Origin of the sequence: Streptomyces sp. NPDC046931 (assembly GCF_040644655.1) — a bacterium.
GTDB lineage: Bacteria > Actinomycetota > Actinomycetes > Streptomycetales > Streptomycetaceae > Streptomyces.
This window is the reverse complement of the sequence record NZ_JBEYWX010000024.1, coordinates 63,015-77,004: the sequence shown is the minus strand read 5'-3', so window position 1 is coordinate 77,004 and position 13,990 is coordinate 63,015. Positions and strand designations below refer to the sequence as shown.

Genomic DNA, 13,990 nt, shown 5'->3' with positions numbered 1-13,990 from the left:
CTCGCGTGCCCCTGCGCTCTCCTCTCAGGGAGAGCGCAGTCATGGACAGCGCAGCCACTTCCCCCTCAGGGACTACCAGCTCTCAGGCGACAGCGCCGCCGCATCTTCGGCCGTTTGGCGCACTCGGTCCCGTGACTTTGACGGCGCGTGAACGTGCTTGGCCGTACTTCTTTCAGCTGCGCGACAGGGTCGATGGAGCACGCCGTTCGGGGAACTCTGCCTCTTGGTAGGTCCGGCAGGGGAGGGGCGGGCGATATGCGGGCGATCGCGAACGCTGGTCGACGGGGCGGCAGGCTACGGCGGACGCTGGCGGGGGCACTGCTCTCTGTGGCGGCGGTGACGTACAACGACTGGTTGTTGCAGTTCCTGCTGCCTACGGGGCTGGATCAGCGTGACTCCTACGTCAGTGAGGTCTTTGCCGCCGATCAGCCCTACCGGCTGCTTTTCAGCGGTGTGGAACTGGCCACGGCACTGCTGGTCGTGACCGGCGCCTGTCTGGCCCTGGCCGGAGCACCGTGCGGTTGGGCCGCTGCGGGCTGGGGCGCACTGGTGGCCTTCGGGGGCTCTTCCGTCGCGGACGTCCTGCTGCCGATGCGGTGCGCGCCCTCGCGGGAGACCGGCTGCCCCACCGACAGCGTGTGGCACACCGTGACCAGCGGCTCGGTGCACTTCGCCCTGTTCGCCTCGATGGCGGCCTTCGCTGTCGCCGCTCGCTCACACCCCGGACGCCCACAGCCCGCCGGGCACTGGGCGCCGAGGCTGCTGCCGGTGTCGATGGCGGCGGCGATCTGCTCCGCCGGACCCTATGTGGGCCATCCGGGCGGACAGGGCATTGCGCAACGGATTCACCTCGTGACCGTGGCGATGTGGTTCTGGCTGCTGGCAGCGCAGGTCTACCGGGACCGTGAGCACTCCGGCAGCCGCGTCCCACGGCGCCCACTGCCGGAGCCTGTCGAACGATCGACGGGGCGGCTCGTCAGGCCAGGCGGTCCTGGGTGCTCCCCGGCAGGTGGGATCCGGCGTTGAAGGAAGGGCGGGCCGCGGTGGACCGGCAGGAGGCCGGGTGGGGGCCGCTGCGCCGCGCCGGCGTGCCGCCCCCACTCCGCGCCGGGCGTACACGAGGTCCTATTCCGAGCGGCGCCCGGCGCCCGCGCGCCGTTTCAGTACGCGGCGTTCGGCCTCGTTCGTGCCGCCCCACACACCGACGGTCTGCTCGGTGTCCAGCGCCCACTGCAGACACCGCTCCTGCACGGGGCAGCGCCGGCAGACCGCCTTGGCCTGCTGGGTCTGCATCAGCCCCGGTCCCGTGGTGCCGATCGGGAAGAAGAGGTCGGGGTCCTCCTGGCGGCACGCGGCGTGGTCTCGCCAGTTGTCCATGTAAGTCACCTGCGATCGAAAGTCCGTGCCTCGGAAAGGGTGTACTCGGCTCCGGGTCACCTGCCGATGCGCGGGTGAAACAGTTCCATGACCGTACGGGTCGGAGTTTCGCCAAATCATCACAACGCCGGGCCCGGGAAAGCACGCCGCGGCGTGCTACCGGGCCGGATCGGCGTCGTAGTCCTGCCGGGCCTGCTCGACCTTGCCCAGGTTGTCGGCGGCCCATTCGGTGAGGTGCGCGAAGAGTGGAGCGAGGCTGCGGCCCAGCTCGCTGATCTCGTACTCGACCCGAGGGGGAACCTCCGGGTGGTACGTGCGCACGATCAGACCGTCGCGCTCCAGTTGTCTCAGCCGCTGCGTCAGCACCTTCGGCGTGATCTTGGCGATCCGCCGTTCCAGCTCGACAAAGCGCTGGCGGCCGTACGTGTGAAGGCTCCACAGGATCGGAGTGGTCCACCGGCTGAACACGATGTCGACGACCGGGCCGATGGGGCAGGCGAGTTCCGGGTCCGTCGCCGCGGGTGCCGTCCAAGTCGCCTTGCCGACCATGCGCATCCCTTCGGGGTAGCCACTTTCCTCTAGGTACCTACTATATCGCCGGTGTTAGCGTCCCCTCACGCCCTGGAGATCTGCTCTCCGTGGCGGAATCGCCATCTGAGGCATCGTCAATCAATTTTATAAGAGGGGGAGTTACCGTGATCGCAGTGACGGGAGCTACCGGCAATGTCGGCCGAAAGCTTGTGCAGGCTCTTGTGGCATCCGGTGAGCGGGTGACCGCAACGTCGCGGGGTATCTCGGAGACCGACGTGCCGGAGGGCGTCGTGCAGCGGCGGGCGGATCTGACCGACGCCGCGACCCTTCGGCCGGTGTTCGACGGTGCGGAGGCGTTGTTCCTCCAGAACGGCGGCGCCGACGCGCATCTGTTGAAACCGCAGGACGTCCTCGACGCCGCCAAGGCCGGCGGAGTGCGACGGGTCGTACTGCTGTCCTCCCAAGGAGTCGCCACCCGGCCGCGGTCGGCCTTCCATGGGGACACGGCACGCGCGATCGAGGACGCCGTCCGGGAGTCGGGCATGGACTGGACGATCCTGAGGCCGGGGGGCTTCGACTCCAATGCGTACGCATGGGCGGAGTCGGTCCGTAGCCGGCGAAGCATCGCCGCGCCGTTCGGTGACGTGGGCCTGCCCACCATCGACCCGACCGACATCGCCGAGGTCGCCGCCGTGACACTGCGCGAGAAGGGACACACCGGGCGGATCTACGAGCTGACCGGGCCCGCCCTCAGCACCCCCCGGCAACGAGCTGAGGAGATCGGCGCCGCCCTCGGTGAACCGGTCCGGTTCATCGAGCAGACCCGAGAGGAGGCCCGCGCCCAGATGCTGCGGTTCATGCCCGAGCCCGTGGTCGAGACCACCCTGGCCATCCTCGGGGGGCCCACCCCCGCCGAGCAGCGCATCAGCCCTGACGTCGAACTGGTCCTCGGCCGCACACCCCGCACGTTCGCCGACTGGGCCCGGCACCACATCGCCGCCTTCCGATAGAACCCCGGCTTCCAGGAGCGCAGCTCCAGGACTCCTGCCTTCAGGACTCCTGCTTCCAGGGCTCGGCCCGCGCCGCCGGTCCGCCGGCCGGCCGATCATCGCCCGCGCAGGGCACTCGCCGACTCTCCCGTACGCTCGCGCAGCAGGATCCGCAGGGTGTGGGCGTGCTCATAGCCGACCTTGCGGGCGATGACCTCCACGGGCAGGTCGGTGGTCCGCAGCAGATGCGAGGCGCGCTCGACACGCAGGTCCTGGACGAACCGGACGGGTGACATGCCGAGCGTCCGGCGTACGGTCCGTTGCAGTGTGCGCTCACTGACGCCGACCGCGCGCGCTCCCTCCGCGATCGAGACCGGCCCATCCAGGTGCACCCGGACCCAGCGCTCGAAAGCCGCCAGCGTCGGATCGCTCTGTGCGAGTGCCGACGAAATGGTGTACGCCGCTTGGGACGGACGCTCGTCGACGACCAGATAGCGGGCGACCAGATCGGCCAGGGCGGGACTGCTCCGCCGCACGATCGCCAGCGCGAGGTCGACGTGCCCGAAGGCCGCGCCGGCGGTGGTCACGCCGTCCGACTCGGTGACCATGAGGGTGTCGTCGACCGTCACCGCCGGGTACCGCTTGCGGAAGTACGGGGCCAGCCACCAGCTCGTCGTGGCGCGGCGCCCGTCGAGGACTCCCGATTCGGCCAGCAAGAAGGTGCCCGTGCAGGCGGAGGCCAGGGGTGTGCGGCGTTCGCGTACGGCGTTCACCAGGTCTCGTACCGGCGCGGCGGCCGGACCCGAGACATGGTCGATCAGAGCGTCGGGGCGCCGCTCGGCCAGCGCCGGCACCAGCAGCAGTTCCGCGTCCTCCACCGCGCCGACCGGGGCGGTCTCGACCAGGTGCCCCGCGCCCGTGCGGATCCGGCGGCGGAAACCGATGGTGGTGACCTTCCAGGCGGGCGGGGGCTCCGGGAGCTCCCCCCGCATGGCGTTCGCCCCGTCCAGCACATCGAGGAGGGCGGCGAGCCCCGAGTCGAAGACGCCGTCGTAGGCCAGCACAGCCACGTTCATGACGGGAACGATATCAAGGGTGTCGCTTCCGACACTGGGTGGACTGGTTCCAGCGGCCTAGATTCTTCGGTGTCCGGACGAGACCCGGTGCCCGGTACCGGCACCGTTCCTTCCATGAAGACCAACCAACCACTGGAGTGCACCATGACCAAGCTCGGACTGCTGGCACGGATCGAGGCCAAGCCCGAGTACGCCGAGAAGGTCGAGGCCCTGCTGCGCGACGCGCTGCAGCTCGCGCAGCAGGAGGACCACACCGTCAGCTGGTTCGCGTTCCGGCTGAGCGCGACCACCTTCGGTGTCTTCGACACCTTCCATGACGAGCAGGGGCGTCAGGGGCATCTGCAGGGCCGTATCGCCGCCGCGCTGATGGACGCCGCCCAGACCATGCTCAGCGAGGCACCCGACATCCGGCCCGTCGACCTCCTCGCGGTCAAACTTCCCTGATCGGGACGCCCGTGCTCCCGCGGACCGCGCGTGAGGAAACCCGGCGCGACAAAGCCGGCGACACGCTCAGGCCGACGGGCGTCCGGGCGACGCCGTACCCCTCCCAGGGTGCCGCCCCGCTTCCCGGGGGCGGCACCCCCGTCAGGCTGTCAGCTGCCGCAGACCACCCCGCGTGGGCGCGGCCTCCAGACGTGTGTAGTACTCGGTGGAAAGGATCCTTCGCCGATCTGCGGCGGACAGACCGGACAGGATGCCGGGAAGCGAGCGCTCACGCTCCACTTCGCTTCGGTGCGCGAGGATGGCAGACCACTTCCGCTCCAGCCACGGACTCACGTCCACCGTGGCGGTGACCCGCTCGTCCGGCACGCTGAGCACGGACTTGCCGACGCCGGTCAGGAGGCTGCCCAGCTGTGCGACGCCCGAGTGCGGATGCGTGGCCAAGTACAGCGCGCCGGGCTGCCACGGTTCCCCGGCCTCGACGTACACGCGCTCGAGTCCGGCAGCCTGTACGGCGAGCAGGGTCACCCGGTGGGTGTGCACATGGTCCGGGTGACCGGTGAGACCGCCGTACGCGTCGTGGGTGACGACGATGTCCGGGCGGACCTCGCGTAGATGCCGGACGAGCCGCTCGACGGCCTGCTCGAGCGGAGCGTCGCAGAACCGCGGTTGACCGGGCGCGGACTCGGGTACGCGGGCGTCCGCATACCCGAGCATGCGAGGCTCCCCGGCTCCCAGGATTCGCAGCGCGTCGGCGAGTTCCGCCGCCCGATGGCTGTCGGGGGCCCAGGTCGCGGTGACGACGACGGTGCGTGCTCCGCCTTCGGCGTGCTGGGCGAGGACGCCGCCGGCCACCAGGGACTCGTCGTCCGGATGCGCGAACACCGCGAGCAGACTCGGCGGGGGAGAGGCGGATGTGATCACAGGGGTGGAGCCTTTCTCACGGCAGATGACCGACGGCCGGCCACCGACACACACGAACCGGTCAGAACCCTGAAACAGCGCCCTCCCGTTCGGCCAGGAAGGCGTCGAGCAACTCGAACAGCACCCTGAGGACTTGCTCTTCCTGCTCCTGGGTCAGCTCCGGCCCGCCCTCCCGGCCCGGCAGGGCGATCTGCCGGATCCGAGCCTCCCTGATCAGGTTGCCGCCGACGGAGTGATACGCCATCAGCCACTGACGGCAACCCTCCAGACCAGCCCCGCCATGCCGACGGGCGGCCTGGTCGTAGCCTGCCAGGAAGCCGGTCACGCCGCTGAGAGAGGTGCGGCCGATGAGCATGCCGGTCCGCCCGGCGAATCGGGCGAAGTGCGCGCGCTCACTCATGGCGATCGGATTCGTCACCCTGGCATCCTGCTGTCCCGGCCCCTTCTTGTCGAAGTCAGCCCTTCGGCTTCCGCTCTTCGACTCGCGGCCGAGGCCTGTGAGCTGTCCGAAAGCGCACACCTACCCGTACGACCTCAGGACCATCCGTCCCGCGACTCGTCCGCCTACGGTCGGACTCATCCCGCCTCGTCGGCGGATTCCTCCAACTGCCCTGCACGAGAGGGTTGGTGGGTCCCACACGCACCGATCCGAAGGACCGCCCCACGTGCGAAGCAGACGAATAGCAGCATCCCTTCTCGCGGCGAGCGTTGCCGCCACCCTCGTTCCCGCGCTCGCTCCCGCCACGGCTTCCGCCGCCGAGAACCCGCTGACGCAGTACCTTCGGCAGAAGCCGCGCTGGCACCGCTGCGACCGTGACTCGCCCGCCACGTTCCAGTGCGCCGACATCAAGGTGCCGCTGGATTACAGACACCCCAACGGCAAGAAGATCGGGCTTGCGATCTCACGGATCCGGACGAGCGCCGCCGGTGAGCGTCGCGGCGTTCTGCTGCTCAACCCTGGGGGCCCCGGTGGCGAGGGCCTCAGCATGCCGCAGTGGATGGACTCCGAGCTGCCCAAGTCCGTGAAGAAGCACTATGACCTCGTCGGCTTCGACCCGCGGGGCGTCGGGCAGAGTTCGCCCCTGAGCTGCGGCCTGACCGGCGCGGAGCAGAACTGGCTGCGCCCGTACAAGGCCAGTGCGTTCGCGAAGGACGTGAAATGGGCGCGCACCGTCGCCGAGAAGTGCCGCGCCAAGGAAGGCGACAAGCTGCGGTACATCACCACCCGCAACACCGCCCGGGACATGGATGTGATCCGGGCCGTCCTGGGGGAGAGGAAGATCTCCTACCTGGGGTACTCCTACGGCACCTATCTCGGCGCTGTCTACGCGCAGATGTTCCCGGCACGCGCCGACCGATTCGTGCTGGACAGCGCCGTGGATCCGCAGCGGATCTGGCGCGGCATGATCCAGGTGTGGGCGGAGGGCACAGAGCCCGCGTTCACGAGGTGGACCAAGTGGACGGCCCAGCGTGCCGCGCAGTACAAGCTGGGTGACACCCCGGACCAGGTCCGCAAGACCTTCTGGGACCTGGTCGCCCAGGCCGACCGCAAGCCCATCGACTTCCACGGGCAGCGCACGACCGGCGACGACATCCGCTCCGGCCGTGCCATGTTCTTCAGCGTGCGAGCCGCCGCCGAGACGGTCGCCGACCTGAAGAAGGCCGCCGCCGGCGGGCGGCCGGCCGTCACCCGTGAGCTCAGGCCGACTTCCCCGTCCTTCGGTACGTCGTTCGGGCGTTCCGTGCCCTCGGACAACGGCGATGCGAGCTTCTGGTCCGTCGTGTGCGCCGACACGGCGGCGTGGCCGCGCGACCCCGAGCAGTACCGGCGCGACGCGATCCGCGACAAGGCCAGGTATCCGCTGTACGGCGACTTCGCGTCCAGCATCAAGCCGTGCGCGTTCTGGAAGAACGGCACTGAGCCGGCCACCAAGGTGAACAACAAGGTCGGTGTGCTCATGCTGCAGAACGAATGGGACCCCCAGACGCCGCTGCCCAGTGGCATCGGGATGCACCGGGCTCTCAAGGGCTCGCGGATGGTCATGGTCGCCGGTGGCGAGGGACACGGCGTCTACGGTTCCAAATCCTGCGCCGACAAGACGGCCAACGCCTACCTGGCCACCGGCAGGCTCCCGGTGAGGGATGTGACCTGCCAGGCCGCCGCCGGGCAGGAGCGGCACGGGCTGACACCTCCGCTGCCCGCCCCTTCGGGCATCCCCGGGACGCCCGGGCGCTTCTGAGGCCGGCACCGCGCAGTGAACGACGTGGGGCTCTCCGCCGCCGGAGAGCCCCATGGTGCGTGCACAGCGGCGGGATCTGCCAGGCGAACAGGGCCGGCAGGTGGGTGCCGTCATCGATCCCGGCCGCGGTGCCGGTGGCGGTGGCCTCACCGGCGGGGCTCGAGCCGGCGGACGACCACTCCGAGGATGTCGCCGCGTTCGAGGTAGCCGATGTGGCGCGAGTCATGGCTGAGAGCGGCGTTGTCGCCCAGGATCACGAACCGGTCTCGTGGCGCGGGCCTACCAGCCTCGGCGGCAAGGGCGGGTCCCAGGCCCTCGGGAACCGGATCGCCGGGGCCCGCCACGACGCGCTTGATCATCCAACTCCGGGTACCGAGCGGCTCACCCGTCGTCCGACGAGGACCGCCGTGCCTCACCGCGGCCCCTCCCGGCGGGTCACCGGAGGGGGGCCGCCACGCGGCTACGACGACCTCGCCTTTCTCGATCCCGGCGCCTCCGTGTCGGCCGAGCCTCCGCATCAACACCCGGTCGCCGCTTCGATAGGCGGGTTCCATGCTGGCTCCGGCAACGGTGATCACGGCAAGGCGGCGCCGTGCCAAAAGCACGCCCAGCAGCGGCGTCCCGACCGCGGCGACGGCGAACGGGGACAGACGGCGGCCGACCGGCCACATGGAGCACCTCCTCACGGCTCGGGGGAATCAGAGGTCACCGGTGCCGTCACCGGCCCCGTCATCGCCGAAGCCACCGGTGTTCCGCCCCGGTAACCGCGGGCCTGAAGAGCGAACAGCCGGGCGTAGGACCCGTCGGCCCGCATCAGCTGCTGGTGTGTGCCCTGTTCGGCGATCCGGCCGTTCTCCAGCACCACGAGGAGATCTGCGTCCCGGAGCGCGCCGAGCCGGTGCGAGATCAGCAGGCTGGTGCGGCCTGCCCGGTGGCCCCGCAGCCGCAGATGGATCTCGTGCTCGGCCTCCGCGTCGAGCCCGGAGCTGGGCTCGTCGAGAATCAGCAGGTCGGCATGGTCGCGCAGGAACGACCGGGCCAGGGCGAGGCGCTGCCACTGACCGCCGGACAGGACGATGCCGGTGCCCGGGTCGTCCTTCTCTTCCTCGCAGAGGAACGTACGACTCAGCATGGTGCGGTAGCCGTCGGGCAGGCGGGCTATGGAGTCGTGCATACCGGACAGGCGCGCGGCCCGTTCGATGCCGTCCTGCTCGGTCAGTCGGTCCAGGTCACCGAGCCCGATGTTCTCGCCGGCGGTGAGGTCGTACTCCATGTAGTCCTGAAAGGTGGCCGCGATGCGCCGGCGCAACTCGGCGGGGCGGAACGCCCGCACGTCGGTGCCGTCCCACAGGACCTGGCCTCGGTCCGGATCGTAGAGGCGGCACAGGAGTTTGATCAGCGTCGACTTCCCCGCTCCGTTGAGTCCCACCAGGCCGACGGAGCAGCCCGCGGGAATCGTCAGGCTCACCCCGCGCAGCACCCAGGGGTGTTCGGGGCCGTAGCGGAACCACACATCACGCAGTTCGACGCCTGTCCGGAGGCGGGGAACGGGCCGGGGGCGGGTGCTGACCGGCAAGTCGTCCTTCGTCTCCCGGATCGCGACGTAGTGGTCGAAGAGCAGGAGCGCCTGGTGCCCGTTGGCGATCTCGTTGGCCAGTCCGGCGAGTGCAGTCTGCACGGCGGGCACCGCGGCCACGAGCAAGGAGACTCCGCCGATGCCGATACGGCCCTGCCCGGCGGCCCGGACCGCCCACAACACGCCCAGGCCGGCGACCACGGCCGAGAGCGCCCCGAGGCCGAGCTGGATCGCCAGCTCCTGGCGGTCCACTGCCTGCCTGGCCGCGTCTGCCTTACGGCGCGCGGCGAGCATCCGTCCGCGCAGGAAACCGCCGATGCCGAACAGCCGGACCTCCTTCGCGGCCTGCGGGCTGGTCAGCAGCTGGAAGTAGAACAACTCGCGCCGTTCGGCGGGGCCGATGTCCCAGAGCATCGCCGCCCGTCGCCGACTCACCGCCAGTTCACCGAGCAGCACCGGAACACCGGAGAGCAGCACGGCGGTGGCCAGAAGGGGGCTGAGCACGATGAGCGAGCCGAGGAACCCGCCGAGGGTGAGCACCCCGTGGAGCACTCCCAGTGCGCCGTTGACCGCCCGCGTCGGCGTCATTCCCCCGGCCTGCTGGGCGAGTCGCAGCCGGTCAAGAAACCGAGGGTCCTCGAACCTGCTCAGGCCGGTCAGGGCGTCCACGGCCAGGTGGAGGGATTCCTGGGCGCGGAGCCCGGCCGCGCGTTGTGTCTGGGCTTGGACGTACTGGGCGAGGTGCGGCACGGTGGCGGCCGCGACTCCCACCGTGGCCAGCAGCCCGGCCGGCTCGAGCAGCGCTCCGGGCCCGCCGCCCGCTGCCAGCCTGTCCAGTACGGTCCGCACCGTCCACGCGGAGGCGAGGGGCAGCAATGCGCCGAGGACGGTGAGGAGCGTGAGCGCGGCGAGCTGCCGGGGCGCCGCCCTCAGGGCGAGTCCGGTCGCGGCACGGAAGACGCCGGCCAGCCTCCGGGGCCCCGCTGACGACGCCACCGCCGTACTCATGGCGCCGCGGTGACGGGGGCGGGCAAAACCTGCTCGCCCACCGCCTCCACCACGAGTTCGTCACCGATGGCGCGGACGCGGCACATGACGGGGAAGGCGCGGACGCCGAACGCCTCGCTCACCGGCCCTGTGCCGCTCTCATGGACGACCCTGGTGACCGGACCCAGTTCCTTGACCATCTGTTCGGTCTCCGGGTCCCCGTCGACCCCGCCCACGACGACGGCGACGGCCCCGTCCGGCGGGGCGGCCGTCAACGCTGCTGTCACGTACGGCAGTTGCTCGTGGCACGGAGGACAGCCAGGAGAAAGGAACACCACCACGGTCCCGGAGCCGAGATCGCGGTTGAGCAGAGGCCGCCCGTCGACGGTCCGGGTCTCGAAGCCCCCGACCACCCCACCCACGGGGAGCATCCCCTCGAAAGAGGACTCGTCTGCGGATCCGCGTGAGACTCGCTGCGCGCGCAGCCTTCGTACCAGCCCCACCGTCAGCAGGAGGTCGAACAGACACAGCGCGCCGACGAGCACGACGGCCGCGATGAGATACGGCATGATCACCTGTGCCCTTTCCGTGCGGCGACGGGGAAGGCGTCGCGCAGCAACTCGGATATGTCGTCGAGGTTGGTCACCACGACACCGAGGACGAGGCCGGTGGCGCAGGCCACCGCCAGGCCCCCCGGGCTTTTCGGCAGCCCGTGGACCGTCCCGACGGCGCCGCCGGCCGCCACGGCCATCAGGAAGCCGTTGCGGACGAGCTGAAGGGGGCCCGTGCTCCGCGTGGAGGCCCCGAAACAGCGGCACGGCACCCGCACGCCGCGCCGGAGCGACGCCGCCATCGCAAGGGCGAACGCCCCGAGCAGGCACCCGACCAGCGCGAAGCCGACCATCGCCATCCGCGAAGGCAGCACCAGCAACACAACTCCGGCCACCTCCGCCCCGGCGACCACGCGGGCCACGGCGCGACTGCGGTGCGGAGACAGCGCGGCGAGGCCCTGGACAGAGCGCACAAACGCTCCGAAGGCGTCCGCACTGCGGAGTTTGCTCACCACCGCGACCGCGAAGACGACCACGAGCAGGATCCGGCAGCACATAGCGGCGAACTCCATGGCGGGGAACACCCTTCTGTCATGCCAAGGGGAGTACGAGGGCCGGGGACCCCGGTGGACCCGCGCGGGAGTCCACCGGCGCCCCCTGGCCGCCTCGGTGAAGACCGAGCGTTCGGCCGGACTGCCGGTATCAGCAGCCGCAGTGGCCGAACGCGTAGTAGTAGCTGCCGTCGTCGCAGTTCATCCGGTACTGGGTGTACTTGCTCTGGCCCGCGCAGCTGCCGTGGATGCACTTCGAGCCGGCCTTCCAGCACCTGACCGCGTGAGCCGTACCCCCGGGTACCAGGCGTTCCACCAGGCGGTCGGTGAGCGTCCGCAGGAGCTTGGTCATCTGTGACTCCTTCCACTGAGGTCGTGTCGCCGATGGGCGACGCGGTGAGAACCGAGTGCGCTGTGCACGGCCCCGTAGGGCCACAACCGAGCCTGCTGGCGGTAGCCCGGCGGCCACAACGGCATGGGAGTGTCCCGGACAGCCCAAGAGCTGTCCGGCCTGGTCGGAGCCGGTGTCCGGAGTGCTGTCCGGGACGCTGTCCGGGGCTGGGGACATCGGCGGGCCGATGACGGCGGCTCGTCTGTGGGCGAGGGTCACCTCACGCGGGCACGGCGAACGGTACGCGTGACGGGGTGAACGAGGGTGGCACCCTCACTGGGAAGAGGCACCGTCCCTGGGGCGCTGCGCCCGGGCGGCCTCGCGGGCTCAGGAACGCACGGGAGCCTTGCGCACCCGGCGTTCCCCGGTGCTCGGTCCGGAGGTGGGGTACGGCTTGACCCGTGTCATGCCGTCGCTGCCCGTGCATGCCTCCAACTTCCGGTAGGCGACGCAGACCTCGGCATGCCGGGGGGTGTCCTCGGAGGGCAGCATGGGAGTGCGGACCATGGTGCCCTGGGAGGAGACGGTGCCATGAAGACGGTCGCGGCCCACGGCCAGCGCGACACCGCTGTCGGACTTCAGATACACGGAAACGAGGCTCGGGTCGTCGGAGACCTCGGCCCACAGCGCCTGGCACGCGGAACTGCGGAAGAGGTCGACGAGGCCGAGCTGTGTCTTGACGCCGCTCACATGACGGCCGTCGTAGAGACAGCCGCGGATTTCGGGGTCCTCGTCGCGGCAGGCCGCGCCCCGGCACGACGCGCCGGAGTGCGGCGCCCGGCTGCTCCGGCCGCCGTCCGCTACGGCGGGAGGCTGCGCCCCGTCCTTCTCGCCGCCCGGGTCGAAGGCCAGAACGCCGGCCACCCCGAGCGCAACGGCAAGAGCCCCTGCCACCGCCAGAATCCGGTTACGTCCACGGGAGAGCGGGGCCGAAGGGTGCGATGTGGGCGCCCCTTCCGGCCCGGCTCCGTCCTCTTCGGGCGGCCACCCGTCGGCTTCGTCACCGGCGGGCGACACAACGGCCTCGCAGATATGGGTGCGGACCGACAGCCACACAGCGACCTCATCCCGGTCGCAACCGCATGCGCGCACGAACGCGGCGAGCACCTCCGCACGTGGCATCGTCGAGCGTGACAGGGTGTCGGCCAGCGTGCTGGACGGCAGCACGTCCCCGGCGCGCTCCGAGCGGGCGGACAGCTGCCGGTAGGTCAGCCCTGCCCACTCCTTCAACTGCCGCATGGAGGCGACCAGTTCCCGGGCGTTGCGCGCCCGCAGCGGATCCGGCCGCTCGGCACGGTCCCCCATCCCCCGGCTCCTTCTCGCGCGGTCCCCGCCAGGTGTCGGAAGCACATGCTCCCGTACCCGTCCGGCCGGCCGCAGCGGCGGTTCCGGACAGGGGTCCGCCGGGGGAGCCCGCGGTCCCCGCTTCCAGACCTCGCACACAACTCGCCTTCATCGGTGGAGGATTGACGAGATCGTCGTGAGGCTGCTTCACTGAAGTTGTGGCTGAGCCACTGAGCCAGTGAACCGCTGATCCGCCGAACTGCTGACCGTAGCTCTGGAGACCCTCCGTGGCAGTCGAAGGCATTCCTCGCCAGTCCCTGGTCGACGTGCTCGAAGCCCGACTGCGCGAAGACATCCTGAGCGGCACCCACGAGCCCGGCTCCCTGCTGCCTCCCGAGCGGGAGCTGGCGGCCGGGTACGGTGTCACACGCACGACCTTGAAGCACGCGCTGACCCGGTTGGAGAAGGCGGGGCTGCTGAGCACCCGCCACGGCATCGGCACCCGCGTACTGGACTACCTACGGCTCGGCGGTGCCGAATTGCTCCCGATGCTGGCCGCGCAGGACCCCGCGTGGCTGAGGGAGATCTTCGAGGTGCGACGGCACATCGGTACGCTTGTCGCCGGTCGTGCGGCCGTCCGCCGAACGGTACGGCAAGCCCGGCGCCTCGAAGAACTGCTGCAACAGGTCGCCGGCGCCCCGGACGCCGACGCCACCCAGCTCGCCGACGTGGAGGTGCACCGGGAGCTGGCCCGGGCCACCGGCAACCGGGTCTATCTGCTCCTCACCAACACGCTGTTCAACGCCTACCTTCCGGTACGGCGGGCCCTGCGGGCGCCGTTCGAGGACGCGGCCGAGGCGGCGGTCCGGCTCGCGCCGGTGGTTCACGCCGTGTCCGAGCGCAGGGAGGAGGAGGCGCGGCGCGCGGCCGAAGCGTATCTGCGCTGCACCGAGAAGATCATGCTGAGTTCACTGAGCCGTGCCCGGAAGAGGCCGGTGGACGACCGCTCCGCATAGCGGAGGGCGGATTCCGTCGCGTCGCCCGACTTCGGCCGCGGGTGCGGTAGTACCCG

The 13,990-nt window shown here is 70.5% G+C and carries 16 protein-coding genes; 5 read left to right on the top strand and 11 right to left on the bottom strand.

Annotated elements, in window-relative coordinates; genetic code table 11:
* The first annotated feature begins 255 nt into the window (after positions 1 to 255).
* Entirely contained in the window at positions 256 to 1,026 is a 771-nt protein-coding gene (locus tag ABZ876_RS31230; RefSeq protein ID WP_361788226.1) for a DUF998 domain-containing protein, read from the top strand.
* A gap of 99 nt (positions 1,027 to 1,125) precedes the next feature.
* Here ABZ876_RS31230 and ABZ876_RS31225 read toward each other — a convergent pair whose 3' ends face one another.
* Together ABZ876_RS31225 and ABZ876_RS31220 are read right to left on the bottom strand one after the other, a co-directional pair.
* Positions 1,126 to 1,377, bottom strand: a complete 252-nt coding sequence (locus tag ABZ876_RS31225) for a WhiB family transcriptional regulator (protein ID WP_361788224.1) — start codon at positions 1,375 to 1,377, stop codon at positions 1,126 to 1,128.
* 156 nt (positions 1,378 to 1,533) lie between these two features.
* Positions 1,534 to 1,932 carry a helix-turn-helix domain-containing protein gene (locus tag ABZ876_RS31220; protein ID WP_361788222.1) on the bottom strand — a complete coding sequence of 133 codons (399 nt, stop codon included), beginning with the start codon at positions 1,930 to 1,932 and terminating at the stop codon, positions 1,534 to 1,536.
* Between the two features lie 140 nt (positions 1,933 to 2,072).
* Here ABZ876_RS31220 and ABZ876_RS31215 point away from each other — a divergent pair, with 140 nt between their 5' ends.
* Entirely contained in the window at positions 2,073 to 2,918 is an 846-nt protein-coding gene (locus ABZ876_RS31215) for an NAD(P)H-binding protein (RefSeq protein ID WP_361788220.1), read from the top strand.
* Between the two features lie 95 nt (positions 2,919 to 3,013).
* Here ABZ876_RS31215 and ABZ876_RS31210 read toward each other — a convergent pair whose 3' ends face one another.
* The gene (locus tag ABZ876_RS31210) at positions 3,014 to 3,973 is read right to left on the bottom strand and encodes a helix-turn-helix domain-containing protein (protein WP_361788218.1); all 960 of its coding nucleotides are present in this window, start codon (positions 3,971 to 3,973) and stop codon (positions 3,014 to 3,016) included.
* 144 nt (positions 3,974 to 4,117) lie between these two features.
* On the opposite strand from ABZ876_RS31210, the gene ABZ876_RS31205 reads away from it, so the two are divergent.
* Complete coding sequence (locus ABZ876_RS31205) at positions 4,118 to 4,417, top strand: antibiotic biosynthesis monooxygenase (RefSeq protein ID WP_361788310.1); 300 nt, start codon at positions 4,118 to 4,120, stop codon at positions 4,415 to 4,417.
* 141 nt (positions 4,418 to 4,558) lie between these two features.
* Here ABZ876_RS31205 and ABZ876_RS31200 read toward each other — a convergent pair whose 3' ends face one another.
* The gene (locus tag ABZ876_RS31200; protein ID WP_361788216.1) at positions 4,559 to 5,338 is read right to left on the bottom strand and encodes a PIG-L family deacetylase; all 780 of its coding nucleotides are present in this window, start codon (positions 5,336 to 5,338) and stop codon (positions 4,559 to 4,561) included.
* A 61-nt stretch (positions 5,339 to 5,399) separates the two neighbouring features.
* A complete protein-coding gene (locus ABZ876_RS31195; RefSeq protein ID WP_361788214.1) occupies positions 5,400 to 5,756 on the bottom strand; it encodes a hypothetical protein in 357 nt (118 codons plus the stop codon).
* A 247-nt stretch (positions 5,757 to 6,003) separates the two neighbouring features.
* Here ABZ876_RS31195 and ABZ876_RS31190 point away from each other — a divergent pair, with 247 nt between their 5' ends.
* A complete protein-coding gene (locus tag ABZ876_RS31190) occupies positions 6,004 to 7,578 on the top strand; it encodes an alpha/beta hydrolase (protein ID WP_361788212.1) in 1,575 nt (524 codons plus the stop codon).
* A 146-nt stretch (positions 7,579 to 7,724) separates the two neighbouring features.
* On the opposite strand, the gene ABZ876_RS31185 is transcribed toward ABZ876_RS31190, so the two are convergent.
* The 6 genes from ABZ876_RS31185 to ABZ876_RS31160 form a co-directional block, all read right to left on the bottom strand.
* Positions 7,725 to 8,249 carry a S26 family signal peptidase gene (locus tag ABZ876_RS31185; protein WP_361788210.1) on the bottom strand — a complete coding sequence of 175 codons (525 nt, stop codon included), beginning with the start codon at positions 8,247 to 8,249 and terminating at the stop codon, positions 7,725 to 7,727.
* Positions 8,250 to 8,260: 11 nt separating this feature from the next.
* Positions 8,261 to 10,162: an ABC transporter ATP-binding protein gene (locus ABZ876_RS31180; RefSeq protein WP_361788208.1), complete on the bottom strand. Its 1,902-nt coding sequence runs from the start codon at positions 10,160 to 10,162 to the stop codon at positions 8,261 to 8,263.
* A complete protein-coding gene (locus ABZ876_RS31175; RefSeq protein ID WP_361788206.1) occupies positions 10,159 to 10,710 on the bottom strand; it encodes a redoxin family protein in 552 nt (183 codons plus the stop codon). The genes ABZ876_RS31180 and ABZ876_RS31175 overlap by 4 nt, the downstream gene beginning before the upstream one ends.
* Before the next feature lie 2 nt (positions 10,711 to 10,712).
* Entirely contained in the window at positions 10,713 to 11,264 is a 552-nt protein-coding gene (locus tag ABZ876_RS31170; RefSeq protein WP_361788204.1) for a MauE/DoxX family redox-associated membrane protein, read from the bottom strand.
* Positions 11,265 to 11,394: 130 nt separating this feature from the next.
* Positions 11,395 to 11,595, bottom strand: coding sequence for a hypothetical protein (locus tag ABZ876_RS31165; protein ID WP_361788202.1), 201 nt, complete (start codon positions 11,593 to 11,595; stop codon positions 11,395 to 11,397).
* Positions 11,596 to 11,961: 366 nt separating this feature from the next.
* Positions 11,962 to 12,939, bottom strand: a complete 978-nt coding sequence (locus ABZ876_RS31160) for a helix-turn-helix transcriptional regulator (protein WP_361788200.1) — start codon at positions 12,937 to 12,939, stop codon at positions 11,962 to 11,964.
* Between the two features lie 266 nt (positions 12,940 to 13,205).
* Here ABZ876_RS31160 and ABZ876_RS31155 point away from each other — a divergent pair, with 266 nt between their 5' ends.
* A complete protein-coding gene (locus tag ABZ876_RS31155) occupies positions 13,206 to 13,934 on the top strand; it encodes a GntR family transcriptional regulator (RefSeq protein ID WP_361788198.1) in 729 nt (242 codons plus the stop codon).
* Positions 13,935 to 13,990: the final 56 nt, after the last annotated feature.

Coding starts and splice junctions, on each gene's coding strand:
- ABZ876_RS31230 (WP_361788226.1), top strand. CDS start 256: ATGCGGGCGATCGCGAACGCTGGTCGACGGGGCGGCAGGCTACGGCGG.
- ABZ876_RS31225 (WP_361788224.1), bottom strand. CDS start 1,377: ATGGACAACTGGCGAGACCACGCCGCGTGCCGCCAGGAGGACCCCGAC.
- ABZ876_RS31220 (WP_361788222.1), bottom strand. CDS start 1,932: ATGCGCATGGTCGGCAAGGCGACTTGGACGGCACCCGCGGCGACGGAC.
- ABZ876_RS31210 (WP_361788218.1), bottom strand. CDS start 3,973: ATGAACGTGGCTGTGCTGGCCTACGACGGCGTCTTCGACTCGGGGCTC.
- ABZ876_RS31205 (WP_361788310.1), top strand. CDS start 4,118: ATGACCAAGCTCGGACTGCTGGCACGGATCGAGGCCAAGCCCGAGTAC.
- ABZ876_RS31185 (WP_361788210.1), bottom strand. CDS start 8,249: ATGTGGCCGGTCGGCCGCCGTCTGTCCCCGTTCGCCGTCGCCGCGGTC.
- ABZ876_RS31180 (WP_361788208.1), bottom strand. CDS start 10,162: ATGAGTACGGCGGTGGCGTCGTCAGCGGGGCCCCGGAGGCTGGCCGGC.
- ABZ876_RS31175 (WP_361788206.1), bottom strand. CDS start 10,710: ATGCCGTATCTCATCGCGGCCGTCGTGCTCGTCGGCGCGCTGTGTCTG.
- ABZ876_RS31170 (WP_361788204.1), bottom strand. CDS start 11,264: ATGGAGTTCGCCGCTATGTGCTGCCGGATCCTGCTCGTGGTCGTCTTC.
- ABZ876_RS31165 (WP_361788202.1), bottom strand. CDS start 11,595: ATGACCAAGCTCCTGCGGACGCTCACCGACCGCCTGGTGGAACGCCTG.
- ABZ876_RS31160 (WP_361788200.1), bottom strand. CDS start 12,939: ATGGGGGACCGTGCCGAGCGGCCGGATCCGCTGCGGGCGCGCAACGCC.